Origin of the sequence: Kocuria sp. ChxB (assembly GCF_044359605.1) — a bacterium.
Classification (GTDB): Bacteria; Actinomycetota; Actinomycetes; order Actinomycetales; family Micrococcaceae; genus Kocuria; species Kocuria rhizophila.
Window position 1 is genome coordinate 255,512 of the sequence record NZ_CP121123.1, and the last position, 14,546, is coordinate 270,057.

General features: G+C 71.3%; 14 protein-coding genes. 9 read left to right on the forward strand and 5 right to left on the reverse strand.

The genetic code is table 11. The annotated features are described in order from the left end of the window. Positions 1 to 112 precede the first annotated feature (112 nt). Both P8S73_RS01120 and holA read left to right on the forward strand, forming a co-directional pair. Positions 113 to 1,210 carry an NADH:flavin oxidoreductase/NADH oxidase gene (locus tag P8S73_RS01120; protein WP_121566181.1) on the forward strand — a complete coding sequence of 366 codons (1,098 nt, stop codon included), beginning with the start codon at positions 113 to 115 and terminating at the stop codon, positions 1,208 to 1,210. A gap of 351 nt (positions 1,211 to 1,561) precedes the next feature. Continuing rightward, complete coding sequence (gene holA, locus P8S73_RS01125) at positions 1,562 to 2,575, forward strand: DNA polymerase III subunit delta (RefSeq protein WP_121240692.1); 1,014 nt, start codon at positions 1,562 to 1,564, stop codon at positions 2,573 to 2,575. A gap of 84 nt (positions 2,576 to 2,659) precedes the next feature. On the opposite strand, the gene rpsT is transcribed toward holA, so the two are convergent. Continuing rightward, positions 2,660 to 2,929 (reverse strand): 30S ribosomal protein S20, encoded by a 270-nt coding sequence (gene rpsT / locus P8S73_RS01130; protein WP_019309243.1) that lies wholly within the window; start codon positions 2,927 to 2,929, stop codon positions 2,660 to 2,662. A 309-nt stretch (positions 2,930 to 3,238) separates the two neighbouring features. Further along, on the reverse strand, positions 3,239 to 3,838 hold the full coding sequence (locus tag P8S73_RS01135; protein ID WP_121240695.1) for a type II toxin-antitoxin system PemK/MazF family toxin: 600 nt from the start codon (positions 3,836 to 3,838) through the stop codon (positions 3,239 to 3,241). Between the two features lie 84 nt (positions 3,839 to 3,922). Between P8S73_RS01135 and lepA the strand changes: the two genes are divergently transcribed. Continuing rightward, the gene (lepA, locus tag P8S73_RS01140) at positions 3,923 to 5,779 is read left to right on the forward strand and encodes a translation elongation factor 4 (RefSeq protein WP_121240697.1); all 1,857 of its coding nucleotides are present in this window, start codon (positions 3,923 to 3,925) and stop codon (positions 5,777 to 5,779) included. Next, on the forward strand, positions 5,779 to 7,023 hold the full coding sequence (gene hemW, locus P8S73_RS01145; RefSeq protein WP_121240699.1) for a radical SAM family heme chaperone HemW: 1,245 nt from the start codon (positions 5,779 to 5,781) through the stop codon (positions 7,021 to 7,023). The genes lepA and hemW overlap by 1 nt, the downstream gene beginning before the upstream one ends. A 70-nt stretch (positions 7,024 to 7,093) precedes the next feature. Here the strand turns inward: hemW and P8S73_RS01150 are convergent, their stop codons facing one another. After that, positions 7,094 to 7,531: a DUF4870 domain-containing protein gene (locus P8S73_RS01150; protein ID WP_019309239.1), complete on the reverse strand. Its 438-nt coding sequence runs from the start codon at positions 7,529 to 7,531 to the stop codon at positions 7,094 to 7,096. A 147-nt stretch (positions 7,532 to 7,678) separates the two neighbouring features. Continuing rightward, a complete protein-coding gene (locus P8S73_RS01155; RefSeq protein WP_239358065.1) occupies positions 7,679 to 8,557 on the reverse strand; it encodes a DUF3097 family protein in 879 nt (292 codons plus the stop codon). Between the two features lie 173 nt (positions 8,558 to 8,730). On the opposite strand from P8S73_RS01155, the gene hrcA reads away from it, so the two are divergent. From hrcA to P8S73_RS01170, 3 genes are all read left to right on the forward strand, one after another. Beyond that, entirely contained in the window at positions 8,731 to 9,741 is a 1,011-nt protein-coding gene (hrcA, locus tag P8S73_RS01160) for a heat-inducible transcriptional repressor HrcA (protein ID WP_396350436.1), read from the forward strand. Positions 9,742 to 9,802: 61 nt separating this feature from the next. After that, positions 9,803 to 10,945 carry a molecular chaperone DnaJ gene (gene dnaJ / locus P8S73_RS01165; protein ID WP_059281551.1) on the forward strand — a complete coding sequence of 381 codons (1,143 nt, stop codon included), beginning with the start codon at positions 9,803 to 9,805 and terminating at the stop codon, positions 10,943 to 10,945. After that, the gene (locus P8S73_RS01170) at positions 10,942 to 11,703 is read left to right on the forward strand and encodes a 16S rRNA (uracil(1498)-N(3))-methyltransferase (RefSeq protein ID WP_059281552.1); all 762 of its coding nucleotides are present in this window, start codon (positions 10,942 to 10,944) and stop codon (positions 11,701 to 11,703) included. Before dnaJ ends, P8S73_RS01170 begins: the two co-directional genes overlap by 4 nt. A 22-nt stretch (positions 11,704 to 11,725) precedes the next feature. Here the strand turns inward: P8S73_RS01170 and P8S73_RS01175 are convergent, their stop codons facing one another. Then, entirely contained in the window at positions 11,726 to 12,637 is a 912-nt protein-coding gene (locus P8S73_RS01175; RefSeq protein ID WP_121240701.1) for a GerMN domain-containing protein, read from the reverse strand. Between the two features lie 257 nt (positions 12,638 to 12,894). Here P8S73_RS01175 and P8S73_RS01180 point away from each other — a divergent pair, with 257 nt between their 5' ends. Both P8S73_RS01180 and ybeY read left to right on the forward strand, forming a co-directional pair. Beyond that, positions 12,895 to 14,010 (forward strand): PhoH family protein, encoded by a 1,116-nt coding sequence (locus tag P8S73_RS01180; protein ID WP_039101160.1) that lies wholly within the window; start codon positions 12,895 to 12,897, stop codon positions 14,008 to 14,010. Between the two features lie 47 nt (positions 14,011 to 14,057). After that, entirely contained in the window at positions 14,058 to 14,513 is a 456-nt protein-coding gene (gene ybeY / locus P8S73_RS01185) for an rRNA maturation RNase YbeY (protein WP_192807211.1), read from the forward strand. The last annotated feature ends 33 nt before the right edge of the window (positions 14,514 to 14,546 follow it).

The window sequence follows — 14,546 nt, forward strand, 5'->3', positions numbered from 1 at the left end:
GTTGTGCACCACGAAACACCGGGCATCCGCGCCGGTCACCCCGGGGCCGTACGTCGTCAGGACACCGCTCCGGTGCGGCACGTGCGTGGCGCCCCTCGACGGAAGGACTCCCATGCGCTCCACCCTGTTCGAACCCATCACCCTCCGCGGCCTCACGGTCCGCAACCGGCTGTGGATCCCGCCCATGTGCCAGTACTCCGCGTTCGGGGAGGACGGCGTGCCCACCGACTGGCACCTCGTGCACTACGGATCGCTCACCGCCGGTGGGGCGGGGGCCGTGATGGTGGAGGCGAGCGCCGTCGTGCCCGAGGGCCGCATCAGCCACCGGGACCTGGGACTGTGGAACGACGAGCAGCGGGACGCCCTCGTGCGGATCGTGGACTTCGCCCACCAGCAGGGCGCGGCCATTGGCGTGCAGCTCGCCCACGCGGGACGCAAGGCCAGCACGGAGGCCGCCTGGGGCTCCGAGAACCCCGGCCGGTCCATCGCGCCGCAGGACGGGGGCTGGCAGACCGTGGGCCCCTCCGCTGTCGCCTTCCCTGGCCTCGCCGAGCCCGTCGCACTGGACGAGCAGGGCATCGACGACGTCGTGGCCGCGTTCGCCGCCTCGGCCCGCCGTGCCGTGGAGGCCGGCATGGACTTCGTGGAGCTCCACGGCGCCCACGGGTACCTCCTCCACGAGTTCCTCTCCCCGCTGAGCAACGAGCGCACGGACGAATACGGCGGCACCCTGGAGAACCGCGCCCGGCTGCTGCTGCGCGTCACCGACGCCGTCCGCGACGTGATCCCCAAGGACATGCCCCTGCTCGTGCGCCTCTCCGCCACCGACTGGACCGAGGGCGGGCTCACCGTCGCCGACACCTCCCGCGTCTCCGGGTGGCTCGCCGAGCACGGTGCAGACCTCATCGACGTCTCCTCCGCCGCCAACGTGCCCGCCGAGATCCCCGTGGGACCCGGCTACCAGGTGCCCCTCGCCACCGAGATCAAGACCACCGCCGGGGTGCCCGTGGCCGCGGTCGGCATGATCGACACCGCCTGGCAGGCCGAGCAGATCGTCGCCACCGGACTCGCGGACGTGGTGCTCATGGGCCGCGAAGCGCTGCGTGACCCCCACGTGGCGCTCACCGCCGCCCGTGCCCTGGGCGTGCAGGAGTTCCCGGTCCCGGGCCAGTACGAACGCGCCTACCGCCGCCCGCCCCGCACCCGCTGAGCCCGGGCGCTCGCCGGACAGCGACTTGAGCGTGATTCGGCGGTGGCCGCCGAGCACGAGAGCCAGGGCGCTCGAGGGACACGACCGGATCCGGGATGCGGAGTTGAGCGAGGAGTCCGGGGGATGCGACGTTCGAAGGACGACGGCGCGCTGCCGGGCCCCGTCCGCACCGTCCCGCGGTGTCCCGGCGTCGCCCGCCCTGCACAGGCTCTCCGGGGTGTCTGCGCCCACGGTTAGCATGGGGAGGCAGCGTCGGCGTCCCGACCCCGCACATGCCGGTGCAACGGCGCGCACGTACCCGGCCCCGGGCGGCGACGTCACCCGAGCAGTCGGCCACGATCGAGGAGCACCATGACCCCGGCACGCACGTCTTCCCGCCGCCAGGCGCCCTCGGCCCCGCAGACCTCGTGGCGTGAGGCCACACCTCAACCCCTTGTGCTGGCCTCCGGCTCGGACGAGTACATCCTGCAGCGCATCAAGGAGACGCTCCGGGACACCATCCGCGTGGACCGGGGTGCGTGCGAGGTCACGGACATCGCGGCCGGGGACTACGAGCCGGGCCAGCTCGCCGTGGTCACCAGCCCGTCCCTCTTCGACGACCCCAAGCTCGTGTGCGTCCAAGAACTTGCGGGCATGAACGAGCACCTGCTGGCGGACGCCCTGGCCTACGTGGCCAACCCGGACCCGGACGTCACCGTGCTGTGGCAGCACTCCGGGGGCACCCGCGGCAAGAAGCTGCTGGACGCCCTCAAGGAGAAGGCTCTCGTCCTGGACTGCACCCCGCCCAAGACCGACCGGGACAAGTCCTCGTTCGTCCTCGCGGAGTTCCGCGCGCAGAACAAGCGCATCGAGCCCGACGCCGCCCGCGCTCTCGCCGCTGCCGTCGGCACCTCCACCGCCGAAATGGCCGCCGCGTGCTCCCAGCTGATCGCGGACGGTCCCGTGACCGTGGATCTCGAACTTGTGGAGAAGTACTACGGCGGCCGCGTGGAGGTCACCGCGTTCCGCGTGGCAGACGCCGCCGTGGCGGGCAACGCCGAGCAGGCCCTGAAACTGTGGCGCCAGGCAGTGGACGTGGGGGTGGACCCCGTTCCCATGGTGGCCACGCTGGGCTCGAAGATGCGGCTGATCGCGCTCACGGCCGGTTCCCGCGGGGGAGCGGGGCAGATCGCCCGGGACGTCGGCGCCGCGCCGTGGCAGGTGGAGCGCGCCCAGAACGAGGCGCGCCGGTTCACCGCCCAGGACGTCACCCGGGCGCTGCAGGCCATCGCCGAGGCGGATGCCCAGGTCAAGGGGGCGTCCCGGTCCCCGTACTTCGCGGTGGAGCGCGCCATCACGGTGATCGCCACGTCCGGCCACCGCTGAGCGAGCGGCAGCACACCGCACACGACAACGGGCCCGGCACTCGCGAGGAGTGCCGGGCCCGTGTGCTCCGTCAGTGAGACGGTGTCAGCCGATTCCGATCTTGGCGACCTTCTTGGCCAGACCGGACTTCTTGTTGGCCGCGGTGTTCTTGTGCAGAACGCCCTTGGACACGGCCTTGTCGAGCTTGCGGGACGCGGTGCGCAGGGTCTCCGCAGCGGCGTCCTTGTTGCCGGACTCCACAGCGGCATCCACCTTGCGGATGAGCGTCTTGAGCTCGGACTTGTACGAGTTGTTGCGCAGGCGAGCCTTCTCGTTGGTGAGGATGCGCTTCTTCTGCGACTTGATGTTGGCCACGTGTAACTCCTAGAACGATTGCGGAAGTAGGTCAGTGAGGGCTCACGGATGGTCATCGACTGAGTTGTGAGAGTGGGGATGCTCGGTGGCAACCATCCGCTGTGCCCGACGACCAGCGCGGACACACAGCGGTCTACTTTAGCAGACTGCCGCCACGGATGCCCGGCGCGGCACGTCGGTACCGGGGAGCGCCGCCCGGTCCGTGCTGAGGTGACGTGAGGCCGTGGCGTTCTGGGTCGTGGTTGATGGCGCGCCGGTCCGAGGGCGGGCACCGGGTGCTGTCTCGGTGCTGCGAGGACGCTGGCGGGTTCAGCGCCGCCGCGTCAGCTCCGCCGCCACGGCGTCGAACCGCGACCGGTCCAGCACCGCACCCTCACGCCGCACGTCCTCCGGCCGCACCGGGATGATCCGGTCGATCCGCGCCTCCGAGGGACGCCCGGAACGGTCCCAGCCGCCCACTCCCACGTCCACGTACGAGGGGTCGTCGTGGCGGGCGGTGTCGTGGTCCTTGGAGGTCAGCATGACGCACAGCAGGTGCTCGCCGGCGCGGTCCACGATCAGCACGGGCCGGTCCTTCCCGCGCGAGTGGTCCTCCTGGTAGGGCACCCAGGTCCACACGACCTCCCCGGGATCGGGCCGCCCGTCCGGCTTCGCGGCCCACCGCGGGTTCACGGGCCCCGTCCAGTCCCCGGGGTACGGCGAAGAGGTGCCGGGGGCGCGGGTGCCGGAGGGCGACGTCGCCGTGCCCGGCCGGGTGCTCGAGGTGCCGTTCTCGTGGGCCACGGTGGGCGGCGGCGTCGTGCTCCCGGAGCGTGACGAACGGGAGGCGGGACCGCGGGAACCCGCGTAGCGCTGGTACATGCGGACGAGGCGCAGCCCCTGGTTCAGGAGTCGAGTGATGTCGGCCATGGGGACATCGTAGGGGGACCGGTTCGCCCCCGGCCCGGGATCATGGGAAACTGGGGAGTCATCCTGAGAACGAAAGGACCGCCCGTGTCACCGTTGGCCGTCAATCCACCGGCACCTGCCTCGACCGACCCCTCGGTGATCAGGAACTTCTGCATCATCGCCCACATCGACCACGGCAAGTCCACGCTGGCGGACCGGATGCTGCAGGCCACGGGCGTGGTGACACCCCGGCAGATGAAGGCCCAGTACCTGGACCGCATGGACATCGAGCGCGAGCGCGGGATCACCATCAAGTCCCAGGCGGTGCGCATGCCGTGGAACGTGGACGGCACGGACTACGCGCTGAACATGATCGACACGCCCGGGCACGTGGACTTCACGTACGAGGTCTCCCGCTCCCTGGCCGCGTGCGAGGCCACCATCCTGCTGGTGGACGCCGCCCAGGGCATCGAGGCGCAGACGCTCGCCAACCTGTACCTGGCCATCGAGAACGACCTCACGATCATCCCGGTGCTCAACAAGATCGATCTGCCGGCCGCCCAGCCTGAGAAGTACGCGGCGGAGCTCGCCAACCTGATCGGCGTGGAGCCGGAGGAGGTCCTGAGGGTCTCCGGCAAGACCGGCGAGGGCGTGGAGGAGTTGCTGGACCGCATCGTGCGGGACGTGCCCCCGCCCCAGGGCGTGAAGGACGCGCCGTCGCGCGCCATGATCTTCGACTCCGTGTACGACACCTACCGCGGCGTGGTCACCTACGTGCGCGTGGTGGACGGCACCCTGGTGCCGCGCGAGCGGATCCAGATGATGTCCACGGGTGCCACCCACGAGATGCTCGAGATCGGCGTGATCTCCCCGGAGCCCATCCCGTCCAAGGGGCTGAGCGTGGGGGAGGTGGGCTACCTCATCACGGGTGTGAAGGACGTCCGCCAGTCCCGCGTGGGCGACACCGTGACCAACCAGCAGAAGCCCGCGCAGGAGTCCCTGGGAGGGTACGAGGACCCCAAGCCCATGGTGTTCTCGGGCCTGTTCCCCGTGGAGGGCTCCGACTACCCTGTGCTGCGCGACGCCCTGGAGAAGCTGCAGCTCAACGACGCCGCCCTGGTCTACGACCCCGAGACCTCCGCGGCACTGGGCTTCGGCTTCCGCTGCGGCTTCCTGGGTCTGCTGCACCTGGAGATCACCCGGGACCGCCTGGAGCGCGAGTTCAACCTGGACCTGATCTCCACCGCGCCCTCGGTGTCCTACAACGTGACGCTCGAGGACCACTCCGAGGTGGAGGTCACCAACCCCTCCGAGTTCCCCGAGGGTCGGATCCTGGAGATCCGCGAGCCCATGGTCTCGGCCACCATCCTGGTGCCCTCCGAGTTCATCGGCGCGGTCATGGAGCTCTCCCAGTCCAAGCGCGGCGAGATGAAGGGCATGGACTACCTCTCGGAGGACCGCGTGGAGCTGCGCTACCGGCTGCCGCTCGCGGAGATCGTGTTCGACTTCTTCGACCAGCTCAAGTCCAAGACCCGGGGCTACGCGTCCCTGGACTGGAAGGCGGACGGCGAGCAGGCCGCAGACCTGGTCAAGGTGGACATCCTGCTGCAGGGCGAGCAGGTGGACGCGTTCAGCGCGATCACCCACAAGGACAAGGCCTACTCCTACGGCGTGCTGATGACGGGCAAGCTGCAGAAGCTCATCCCGCGCCAGCAGTACGAGGTCCCCATCCAGGCGGCGATCGGCTCGCGCATCATCGCGCGTGAGAACATCCGCGCGATCCGCAAGGACGTGCTCTCCAAGTGCTACGGCGGCGATATCTCCCGCAAGCGCAAGCTGCTCGAGAAGCAGAAGGAGGGCAAGAAGCGCATGAAGATGGTGGGCCGCGTGGAGGTCCCCCAGGAGGCCTTCGTGGCCGCGCTGTCCTCGGACGAGGACAATGGCAAGGACAAGAAGAAGTAGTGCCCGCACAACCGGAGGGTGATCCGGCTCCGGAGGACGGTGCGCTGCCCGCCGGCTCGGTGGCCCGCGCCTCGGAGCGCACCCTGAGCCTGTACGTGCACGTCCCGTTCTGCGCTGTGCGCTGCGGGTACTGCGACTTCAACACGTACACCATGGAGCAGCTCGGGGACGGCGTCTCCCGCGCGGACTACCACGCCGACGCCGCCGCGGAGGTCCGCTTCGCACGCTCGGTGCTCGACGCCGCCGGGTCACCGCCCCGGGCCCTGCACAGCGTGTTCTTCGGTGGCGGCACCCCCACGCTGCTGCCCGCGCGAGAACTTGGCGCCATGCTGCACCAGGCGCGGGAGAGCTTCGGGCTGGCGCCGGGCGCGGAGGTCACGGTCGAGGCGAATCCGGACTCCGTCACGCAGGAGACCTTCGACGTCCTCGCCGCGGCCGGGGTGACCCGCGTGTCCTTCGGGATGCAGTCCGCGGTCCCGCACGTGCTGGCGGTGCTGGAACGCACGCACACCCCCGCGAACGTGCCGCGCGCCGTGGGCTGGGCCAAGGAGCGCGGGCTGGGCACCAGCGTGGACCTGATCCACGGCACGCCGGGGGAGAGCCTGCGGGACTGGGAGGTCTCCGTGGAGGCGGCCCTGGCCATGGAACCGGACCACGTCTCGGCGTACTCGCTCATCATCGAGGACGGCACCAAGCTGGCCGCCCAGATCCGCCGCGGGGAGGTGCCCGAGCCGGACCCGGACGACCAGGCGGACAAGTACACGCTCGCGGACCGGATGCTGCGGGACGCGGGCTTCGCCTGGTACGAGGTGTCCAACTGGTCGCGGGACGCGCACGGTCGCACGGCGGAGCAGAACCGCAGCGCGCACAACATCGCCTACTGGCGCAACCAGGACTGGTGGGGCATCGGCCCCGGGGCCCACTCCCACGTGGACGGGGTGCGCTGGTGGAACCTCAAGCACCCGCTGCCCTACACGAACAAGGTGCGCGCGGGGGTGTCACCCGCGGCGGGGCGCGAAACGCTGGATGGGCAGACCCAGTACGTGGAGCACGTGATGCTCGGCATCCGGATCAGCGAGGGCATCCCCGTGGCCTCGCTGCGGTCAGAGGGACGCCGCGCCGTGGCGGGGCTCATCGCGGACGGCTGGCTGGACGGCCCCGCCGCACTGGCGGGCACGGCGGTGCTCACCGATGCGGGCCGTCTCATGGCCGACGCCGTGACGCGGCGGCTGCTCGACTGGTGACGTGGGCGGCAGAGTTGCCACGCGGCGCCGGGCACTCGTCGTGCCCACCGCAGCCGGAACGGGCCCCGAGTCAGCCGCGGTGGCCGGTGAAGCGGTCGTAGAGGTGCGTGTTGGCGCGGTACTGGTGGGGCTCACCACGGTTGACCTTGATGCCGGCGCGCACCGACGTCACCGCCAGGAGCACCCAGGTGACGGCCGCGACCACGGAGAACACGCCGCCGACCACGGGGATCAGGGACAGCAGGATGCCGCCAAGCACGATGATGCTGGGGAGCATGGTGTAGTTGGCCGCCTCGCGGGACTCCTGCGCGGTGAACGGCCCGCGGTCCTTGAACACGCGGTGGATCACGTAGCTGGGGATCACACCCACCACGCCGCCGAGGTGGGCCAGGGTGGCCCACTGGCGGTCCTGGTTGACGTCCAGGGGCTGGGCCACCGGGTGCACGGACTCGAACGGCGCGGCGGAGTCCTGGGCGGAGGCAGAGGGCGTGGAGGCAACGTCAGTCACGAGTGGGTGTCCCTTTCAGGGGCGGTAGCCGGACCAGACGGGAGAGCGGGGGTCTGGTTCCCCCGATGATACCGGGGTCGTCTGAGAGCCTGCCACGGTGTGCGTCACACCGCAGGCCCCCTGCAGCCGCCCGAACCCGGGGACGGCTCACCGGGTGGCCGCCTCGTCCGCGGTGAGGAAGTCGATGAGCTCCTCCACGCGGCCCAGCAGCGCAGGCTCAAGATCTGCGTAGGTGTTCACCCGGGTGAGGATCTGCTGCCAGGCCCGTCCCACGTCCTGCGGGGTGCGGTGGGGCAGTCCGAGTGCCTTGGCCATGCCGGTCTTCCAGTCCACGCCGCGCGGGATCACGGGCCACGCGGGGATGCCCAGTGCCGAAGGCTTCACGGCCTGCCAGATGTCCACGTAGGGGTGCCCCAGGATCAGCACGTTGTCCGCGGCACCCGGCACCCGCAGGGCCTGCTCGGCGATGCGGGACTCCTTGGATCCGGCCACCAGGTGGTCCACCAGGATCCCGAGACGTCGTTGCGGGCCCGGGCGGAAGTCGCGGATGGCGGCGGACAGGTCGTCGATGCCGTGCAGGGGCTCCACCACGATGCCCTCCACCGCGAGGTCGTGCCCCCAGACCTTGGCCACGAGCTCGGCGTCGTGGTAGCCCTCGACCCACACGCGGGACTCCTTGGCCACGGACGCCCTGAGGCCCTCCACCGCCACGGAGCCGGAGCGCGTGATGCGCTTGCCGGCGGGGGCGGTCCGCGGTGCCGGGGGTGTGAGCCGCACCGGTTCGCCGTCGAGCAGGAAGCCCGGCCCCAGCGGAAAGGTCTTGACCCGGCCGTGCCGGTCCTCGAGCCCCACCACGCGCATCCCGCCGATCACCTCCACGCTGACGACGGCGCCCACCCACCCGGTCTCGACGTCCTCCAGCACCATGTCACGCGCCACGGCGACCTCGCGCGCACTCGGCCGGGTGCGGGAGACCTCGGGGCTGTCCAGGTCCTGGGGACCCCAGCCCCAGCCGGGTGCGTTCACGGGTTCCTCCTCGGTGCGGCGGGCAGATCAGCCGCGAGCGTACCAAAGCGGCCCCGGGACGCCCGCGCCCTACACTGGGGGATTAGCACTGTGACTCGATGAGTGCCAAAATTGGTGCTCGGCCACGACGGGCGCACGGCCCGTTGCTCGACACGCCACGGGAGGTGAGGACCATGGACCATCCGCGCAGGGTGCAGATCCTGCGGGCCATCGTGGAGGACTACGTCCACTCCCGCGAACCCGTGGGCTCCAAGGCGCTCGTGGAGCGCCACCGGCTTCCCGTGTCCTCGGCAACGGTGCGCAACGACATGGCGGCCCTCGAGGACGCCGGACTCATCGTGGCACCGCACACCAGCTCCGGGCGGATCCCCACCGACCAGGGCTACCGCGTGTTCGTGGACCAGATCGCCGCGGTCCAGCCGCTGAGCCCGGCCCAGCGCCGCGCCATCCAGGTGTTCCTGGAGGACGCGCAGGACATCGACGACGTCATGGAGCGCACGGTGCGCCTGCTCGCGCAGCTGACCCACCAGGCGGCGGTGATCCAGTACCCCGTGCGCACGGGCACCACCGTGCGCCACGTCGAGCTCGTGGACGTGGGCGCGGCAGTGCTGGTCATCCTCATCCCCACCTCGGGCCGCGTGGCGCAGCGGGCCGTGGAGCTGCGCACCGCGCTGGACGAGCCCCAGCTGCTGGAGCTGCGTGCCCGCGTGCTCGCCCGGGTACTGGGACAGGCGCTGGATGCCGTGCCGAGCGCCGTCGCCGGACTGGGGGAAACGCTGCCCGCGGAGCTGCGCGAGGCCGGGGACGCCGTCGGGGAGACCCTCTCCCTGCTCGCCTCGGCCACGGACGAGCACCGCCTGGTGATGGCCGGCACGGCCAACCTCGCGAGGTTCAGCGGCGACTTCCCGCAGAGCATCTCCCCGGTGCTGGAGGCACTGGAGGAACAAGTGACCATGCTGCGGTTGTTGTCCGAGATGCAGCAGGACGAGCGCGGGGTGGCCGTGCGGATCGGCTCCGAGGAGTGCGACGACCCGCTGGCAGAAGCCTCCGTGGTGGCCGCCGGCTACGGACCGCGCGCCGCCTCCAAGGTGGGCGTGGTGGGACCCACCCGCATGGACTACCCGACCACCATGGCCTCCGTGCGCGCGGTGGCCCGATACCTCTCCAGGAACCTGGGGGACTGAGCGCCGCGCCGGCGCCGCCCCGACCGACCACAGACCCGACGAAAGCAGAAGCGACGACATCGTGAGCGACCACTACGAAACCCTCGGCGTGAGCCGTGACGCCAGCGCCGAAGAGATCAAGCGCGCCTACCGCAAGAAGGCGCGCAAGCTGCACCCGGACGTCAACCCGTCACCGGAGGCCGCGGAGGAGTTCAAGCGCGTCTCGCACGCCAACGACGTCCTCTCGGACCCCGACAAGCGCCGGGTCTACGACGCCACGGGCAACGAGAACGGCACGGACACCGGCTTCGGCGGTGGCTTCCCGGGCTCCGGGTTCGGCTTCTCCGACATCTTCGAGACGTTCTTCCAGGGTGCGGGGGCGGGCGGCCAGCGCGGCCCGCAGTCCCGCACCCGGCAGGGCCAGGACGCACTGATCAACGTACGCATCTCCCTCAAGGACGCCGTGTTCGGGGTGGAGAAGGACATCACCGTGGACACCGCCGTGGTGTGCCCCGCGTGCGAGGGCTCCTGCTGCCAGCCCGGCACCAGCCCCACCACGTGCAGCATGTGCCGCGGCTCGGGGCACATGCAGTACCAGCGCCAGTCCATCCTGGGCATGGTCACCACTCAGGGCCCGTGCTCGCAGTGCAACGGCTTCGGCACCGTGATCGAGAGCCCGTGCCACGAGTGCTACGGCGAGGGCCGGGTGCGTGACCGTCGCCCGCTCACTGTGAAGATCCCCGCCGGCATCCAGTCCGGCAACCGCATCCGCCTGGGCGGCCAGGGCGAGGCCGGCACCGCCGGTGGGCCCAACGGCGACCTCTTCGTGGAGCTCAAGGTGGACCCGGACCCCACGTTCCACCGCGAGGGGGACGACCTCCACGTCCGGCTGCGCATCCCCATGACCGCGGCCGCCCTGGGCACCACCGTGACCCTGGAGACCTTCGACGGCACCCGCAGCGTGGCCGTGGAGCCCGGAACCCAGTCAGGTGCCACCGTGACCCTCGACGGGCTCGGCGTGACGCACCTGCGCGGCAAGGGACGCGGAAACCTGCAAGTCCACTTCGAGGTGGAGACCCCCCGCAACCTCACGGGCGAGCAGCGTGAGCTCGTGCAGCGGCTGGCGCAGCTGCGGGACGAGGAGGCCCACGACGGCACCACGGTCAACGCCACCGGCTCGGGCGGATTCTTCTCCCGGCTGCGCGGGCGGTTCAACGACCAGTGACCAACCCCGTCTTCCACCACCCCGGTGAGGGGCTCTCCCGGGCCCGTCCGGGGGAGCTCCTCGACGTGCACGGGCCCGAGGCGCGCCACGCGGTGACCGTGCGCCGGCTTCGCGCCGGCGAGCTCCTCGACCTCGTGGACGGCCACGGCACCCGCGCCACGTGCACCTTCAGGGACGGTGAGAAGGACCGGATGACCGTGGCCGTGAAGTCAGTCGCGCGTGAACCGCAGCCGCGGCCTCTGCTGAGCCTGGTGCAGGCACTGGCCAAGGGGGACCGGGACCTTCAGGCCGTCGAGTCGGCGACCGAGCTCGGGGTCTCCCGGGTGGTGCCCTGGCAGGCAGAGCGCAGCATCGTACGCCTGCGGGCCGAGCGGGCCGCCAAGACCATGGGCAAGTGGGAGTCGCTGCTGGCCACCGCGGCCAAGCAGTCCCGCAGGGCCACGTGGCCGGAACTGGCACCGTGGGTGGACACGGCCGGGCTGGCAGAGCTGATCCGTTCCGAGCCGGGCACGCTGTGGCTCGTGCTCCACGAGAGCGCGAACGTCCCGTGGTCGTCCCGCGAGGTGGCCGCCTGGGGCGAGCAGGAGCACGTGGCGGTGGTCGTGGGTCCCGAGGGCGGGATCAGCGAGCGGGAGCTCGAAGCACTGTGCGCGGCCGGCGCCCGGCCCGTGCGCCTGGGCGCCACGGTGATGCGCTCCTCCACGGCCGGTCCAGCGGCACTCGCGGCGCTGAGCGCGGTGCTGGGGCTGTGGGACTGAGGAGGACGGTTCCGGACCGTGCTCAGTCCGCGGGGGACACCGTGATCTCGTGGTCGTCCGCGATCGTGTGGCCCTGCTCGTCCGTGCCGCTCACCCGGATGGTGTAGGTCCCCGGTTCCAGGTCCACGACGGTGCGCAGCTCCGTTCCTGTGGTGGGATCGGTGCCGGGCGTGGGTCCGTCCACGGTGTCGCCCTTGACGCGCCGCTCGCCCGAGGTGATCTCCCACCGGACGTTGTGCACGGAGGGCAGGATGCGGGCGAAGATCGTGAGCGGGCTGCCGGGATCCGTGCCCGTCTGGGGGTCGATGAGCCAGATGGGCGCCGCGAGCGCGGGGTCCCGCGTGAGCGGGTCGTCCAGGGTCACCGCGCCGAAGGCTCGGTACCCCGTGCGCCCGTCCACGAGGATGCGGACCTCCTTGGCGGTGGAGGAGTCCAGCAGGCCCGCGGTGACCGCGGCGGCGGAGACGGTGTAGACCATCTGCTGCAGCGCCATCCGGGCGTCCTGCTCGGAGAGCTGCGCGGTGAACGCCGCAGCCGGCAGGTCCACCGTGACGGTGCCGTCCGGGGTGACGCTGGTTCCCACGGTGTCGACCGCGGACCACAGTGTGCGGTAGTCGGGGTCGGAGGGCGCGGCCGCGGTGACGGTGAGGGCCGCGCGTGCCACGGGATCTGCGATGTCGCTCGTCACGGGGGTGCGGAACTCCCGGAGGAGGTAGTCCGACTCCTCGCCGGTGCCCACCCAGTACACGGGGGCCTGCTCCGTGGCCACACCGTCCACGGAGTCGTTGGTGCTGCCGGGCGCGGCGCCGATGCCCGGCGCGGCCGCGGACTTGTTGTCCGGGCGGTCTGCCGCATTGCCGCACGAGGAGACGCCGACGGCGAGCACGCCCGCCACCGCGAGCGCGGTGACGCGGTGCAGGATGCGGGTCGTCATGGGTTCCTCTCCGTCGCCTGGGTGCCTGTCGCAGTGGTCGTGACGGGCGGTACGACGCCGCGGGTGGCGTTGTGGACCGAGGAGACGGTGGCTGCCGTCCCCGGCCCGGCGGTGGTCGTGGTGGCGGGCGTCCCGCCGACGACACAACCTACCGGGGGAGAAACGTGCGGTGCCACCGTTGCGCGCGTGCGCACGGGACCGTTACCGGATTGCAACCCGCGGCCCCGGCCGGGCTGTGAGCGGATAGGCTGGGGGCGATGACCGAAGCACTCGAGGGCAACAACACCCTGACCACCGCATCCCGTCCCAGCCGTGAGACCACCCGTGTGAGCGTCCACATGCCGGACCGGGACACCGCCGTCCGCTGCCTGGGCCAGGCGGACACCACTCTGCGCCTGCTGGAGCAGCAGTTCCCGGCCGTGCGGATGACCGTGCGGGACCTGGACGTGGTGCTCGAGGGGCCCGTGACGGACACCCGCCTGGCGGCGTCGCTGCTCGAGGAGCTGCTGGCCATGGCACTGCGCGGCACGGAGATCACCGAGCGCACCGTGATGCGCGTGGCCCGCATGATGCGTGACGCGCAGGACCTGCGGCCCTCGAGCGCGCTGTCCACGAGCATCCTGTCCACGCGCGGGCGCACCATCCGCCCCAAGACGGTGAACCAGAAGACCTACGTGGACGCGATCGACGAGCACACCGTGGTGTTCGGCATCGGCCCCGCGGGCACCGGCAAGACCTACCTGGCCATGGCCAAGGCCGTGCGCGCGCTGCAGGCCAAGGAGGTCAACCGGATCATCCTCACGCGGCCAGCGGTCGAGGCGGGGGAGCGGCTGGGGTTCCTGCCCGGATCGCTCAACGACAAGATCGACCCTTACCTGCGCCCGCTCTACGACGCGCTGCACGACATGATGGACCCCGAGTCCATTCCGCGGCTCATGGAGGCCGGCAGCATCGAGGTGGCACCGCTCGCCTACATGCGCGGGCGCACGCTCAACGACGCCTTCGTGATCCTGGACGAGGCCCAGAACACCACGCCCGAGCAGATGAAGATGTTCCTCACCCGACTGGGTTTCGGCTCCCGGATCGTGGTGACCGGTGACGTCACCCAGGTGGACCTCCCCGGCGCCACCAAGTCCGGGCTGCGCCAGGTCCAGCACGTGCTGGGCGGGATCGACGACATCGCGTTCTGCGAGCTGACCTCCGCGGACGTGGTGCGCCACGAGCTCGTGGGGGAGATCGTGGCCGCGTACGACCAGTTCGACACGACCAACAGGCACCGCGTGGAGCGCGCGCGGCGCAAGGAGGACCGGCGTGCCGCCCGCCCCGCCCACGGGACTGCGGAGGCCGGTCCGGGACAGGGGTCCGCGCGGTGAGCGTCGCGTTCGACCTGCCGTGGGAGACCCCAGAGGACCAGGCCGGCCTGGCGCCGTGCTGGCGCGCGGTGGACACGGCCCAGCTGGGCGCGCTCGTGGAGCTCGCCTTCCGGCGCTGGCACCTGCACCCGGACACCGAGGTCTCGATCGCTGTGGTGGACGAGGAGCAGATGGCCCAGCTGCACGAGCAGTGGCTGGAGCTGCCTGGCGCCACGGACGTGATGTCCTTCCCCATGGACGAGCTGCGGGAGGGCACCCCGGAGGAGCCCTCCCTGGGAGTGCTCGGGGACGTCGTGCTGTGCCCTCCGGTGGCGCAGCGCCAGGCGGAGGCCGCGGGGCACAGCACCGAGGACGAGCTGTGCCTGCTCACCGCCCACTCCCTGCTTCACCTGCTCGGCCACGACCACGCGGAGGAGGACGAGCGCGAGCGCATGTTCCGCGCGCAGCGCGCACTGCTCGAGGAGTTCCTCGGCCGCGACGCGCCCGTGGAGACCATGTCATGACCCCCCGCCCGCCGCACCGCACCACGCACCGAA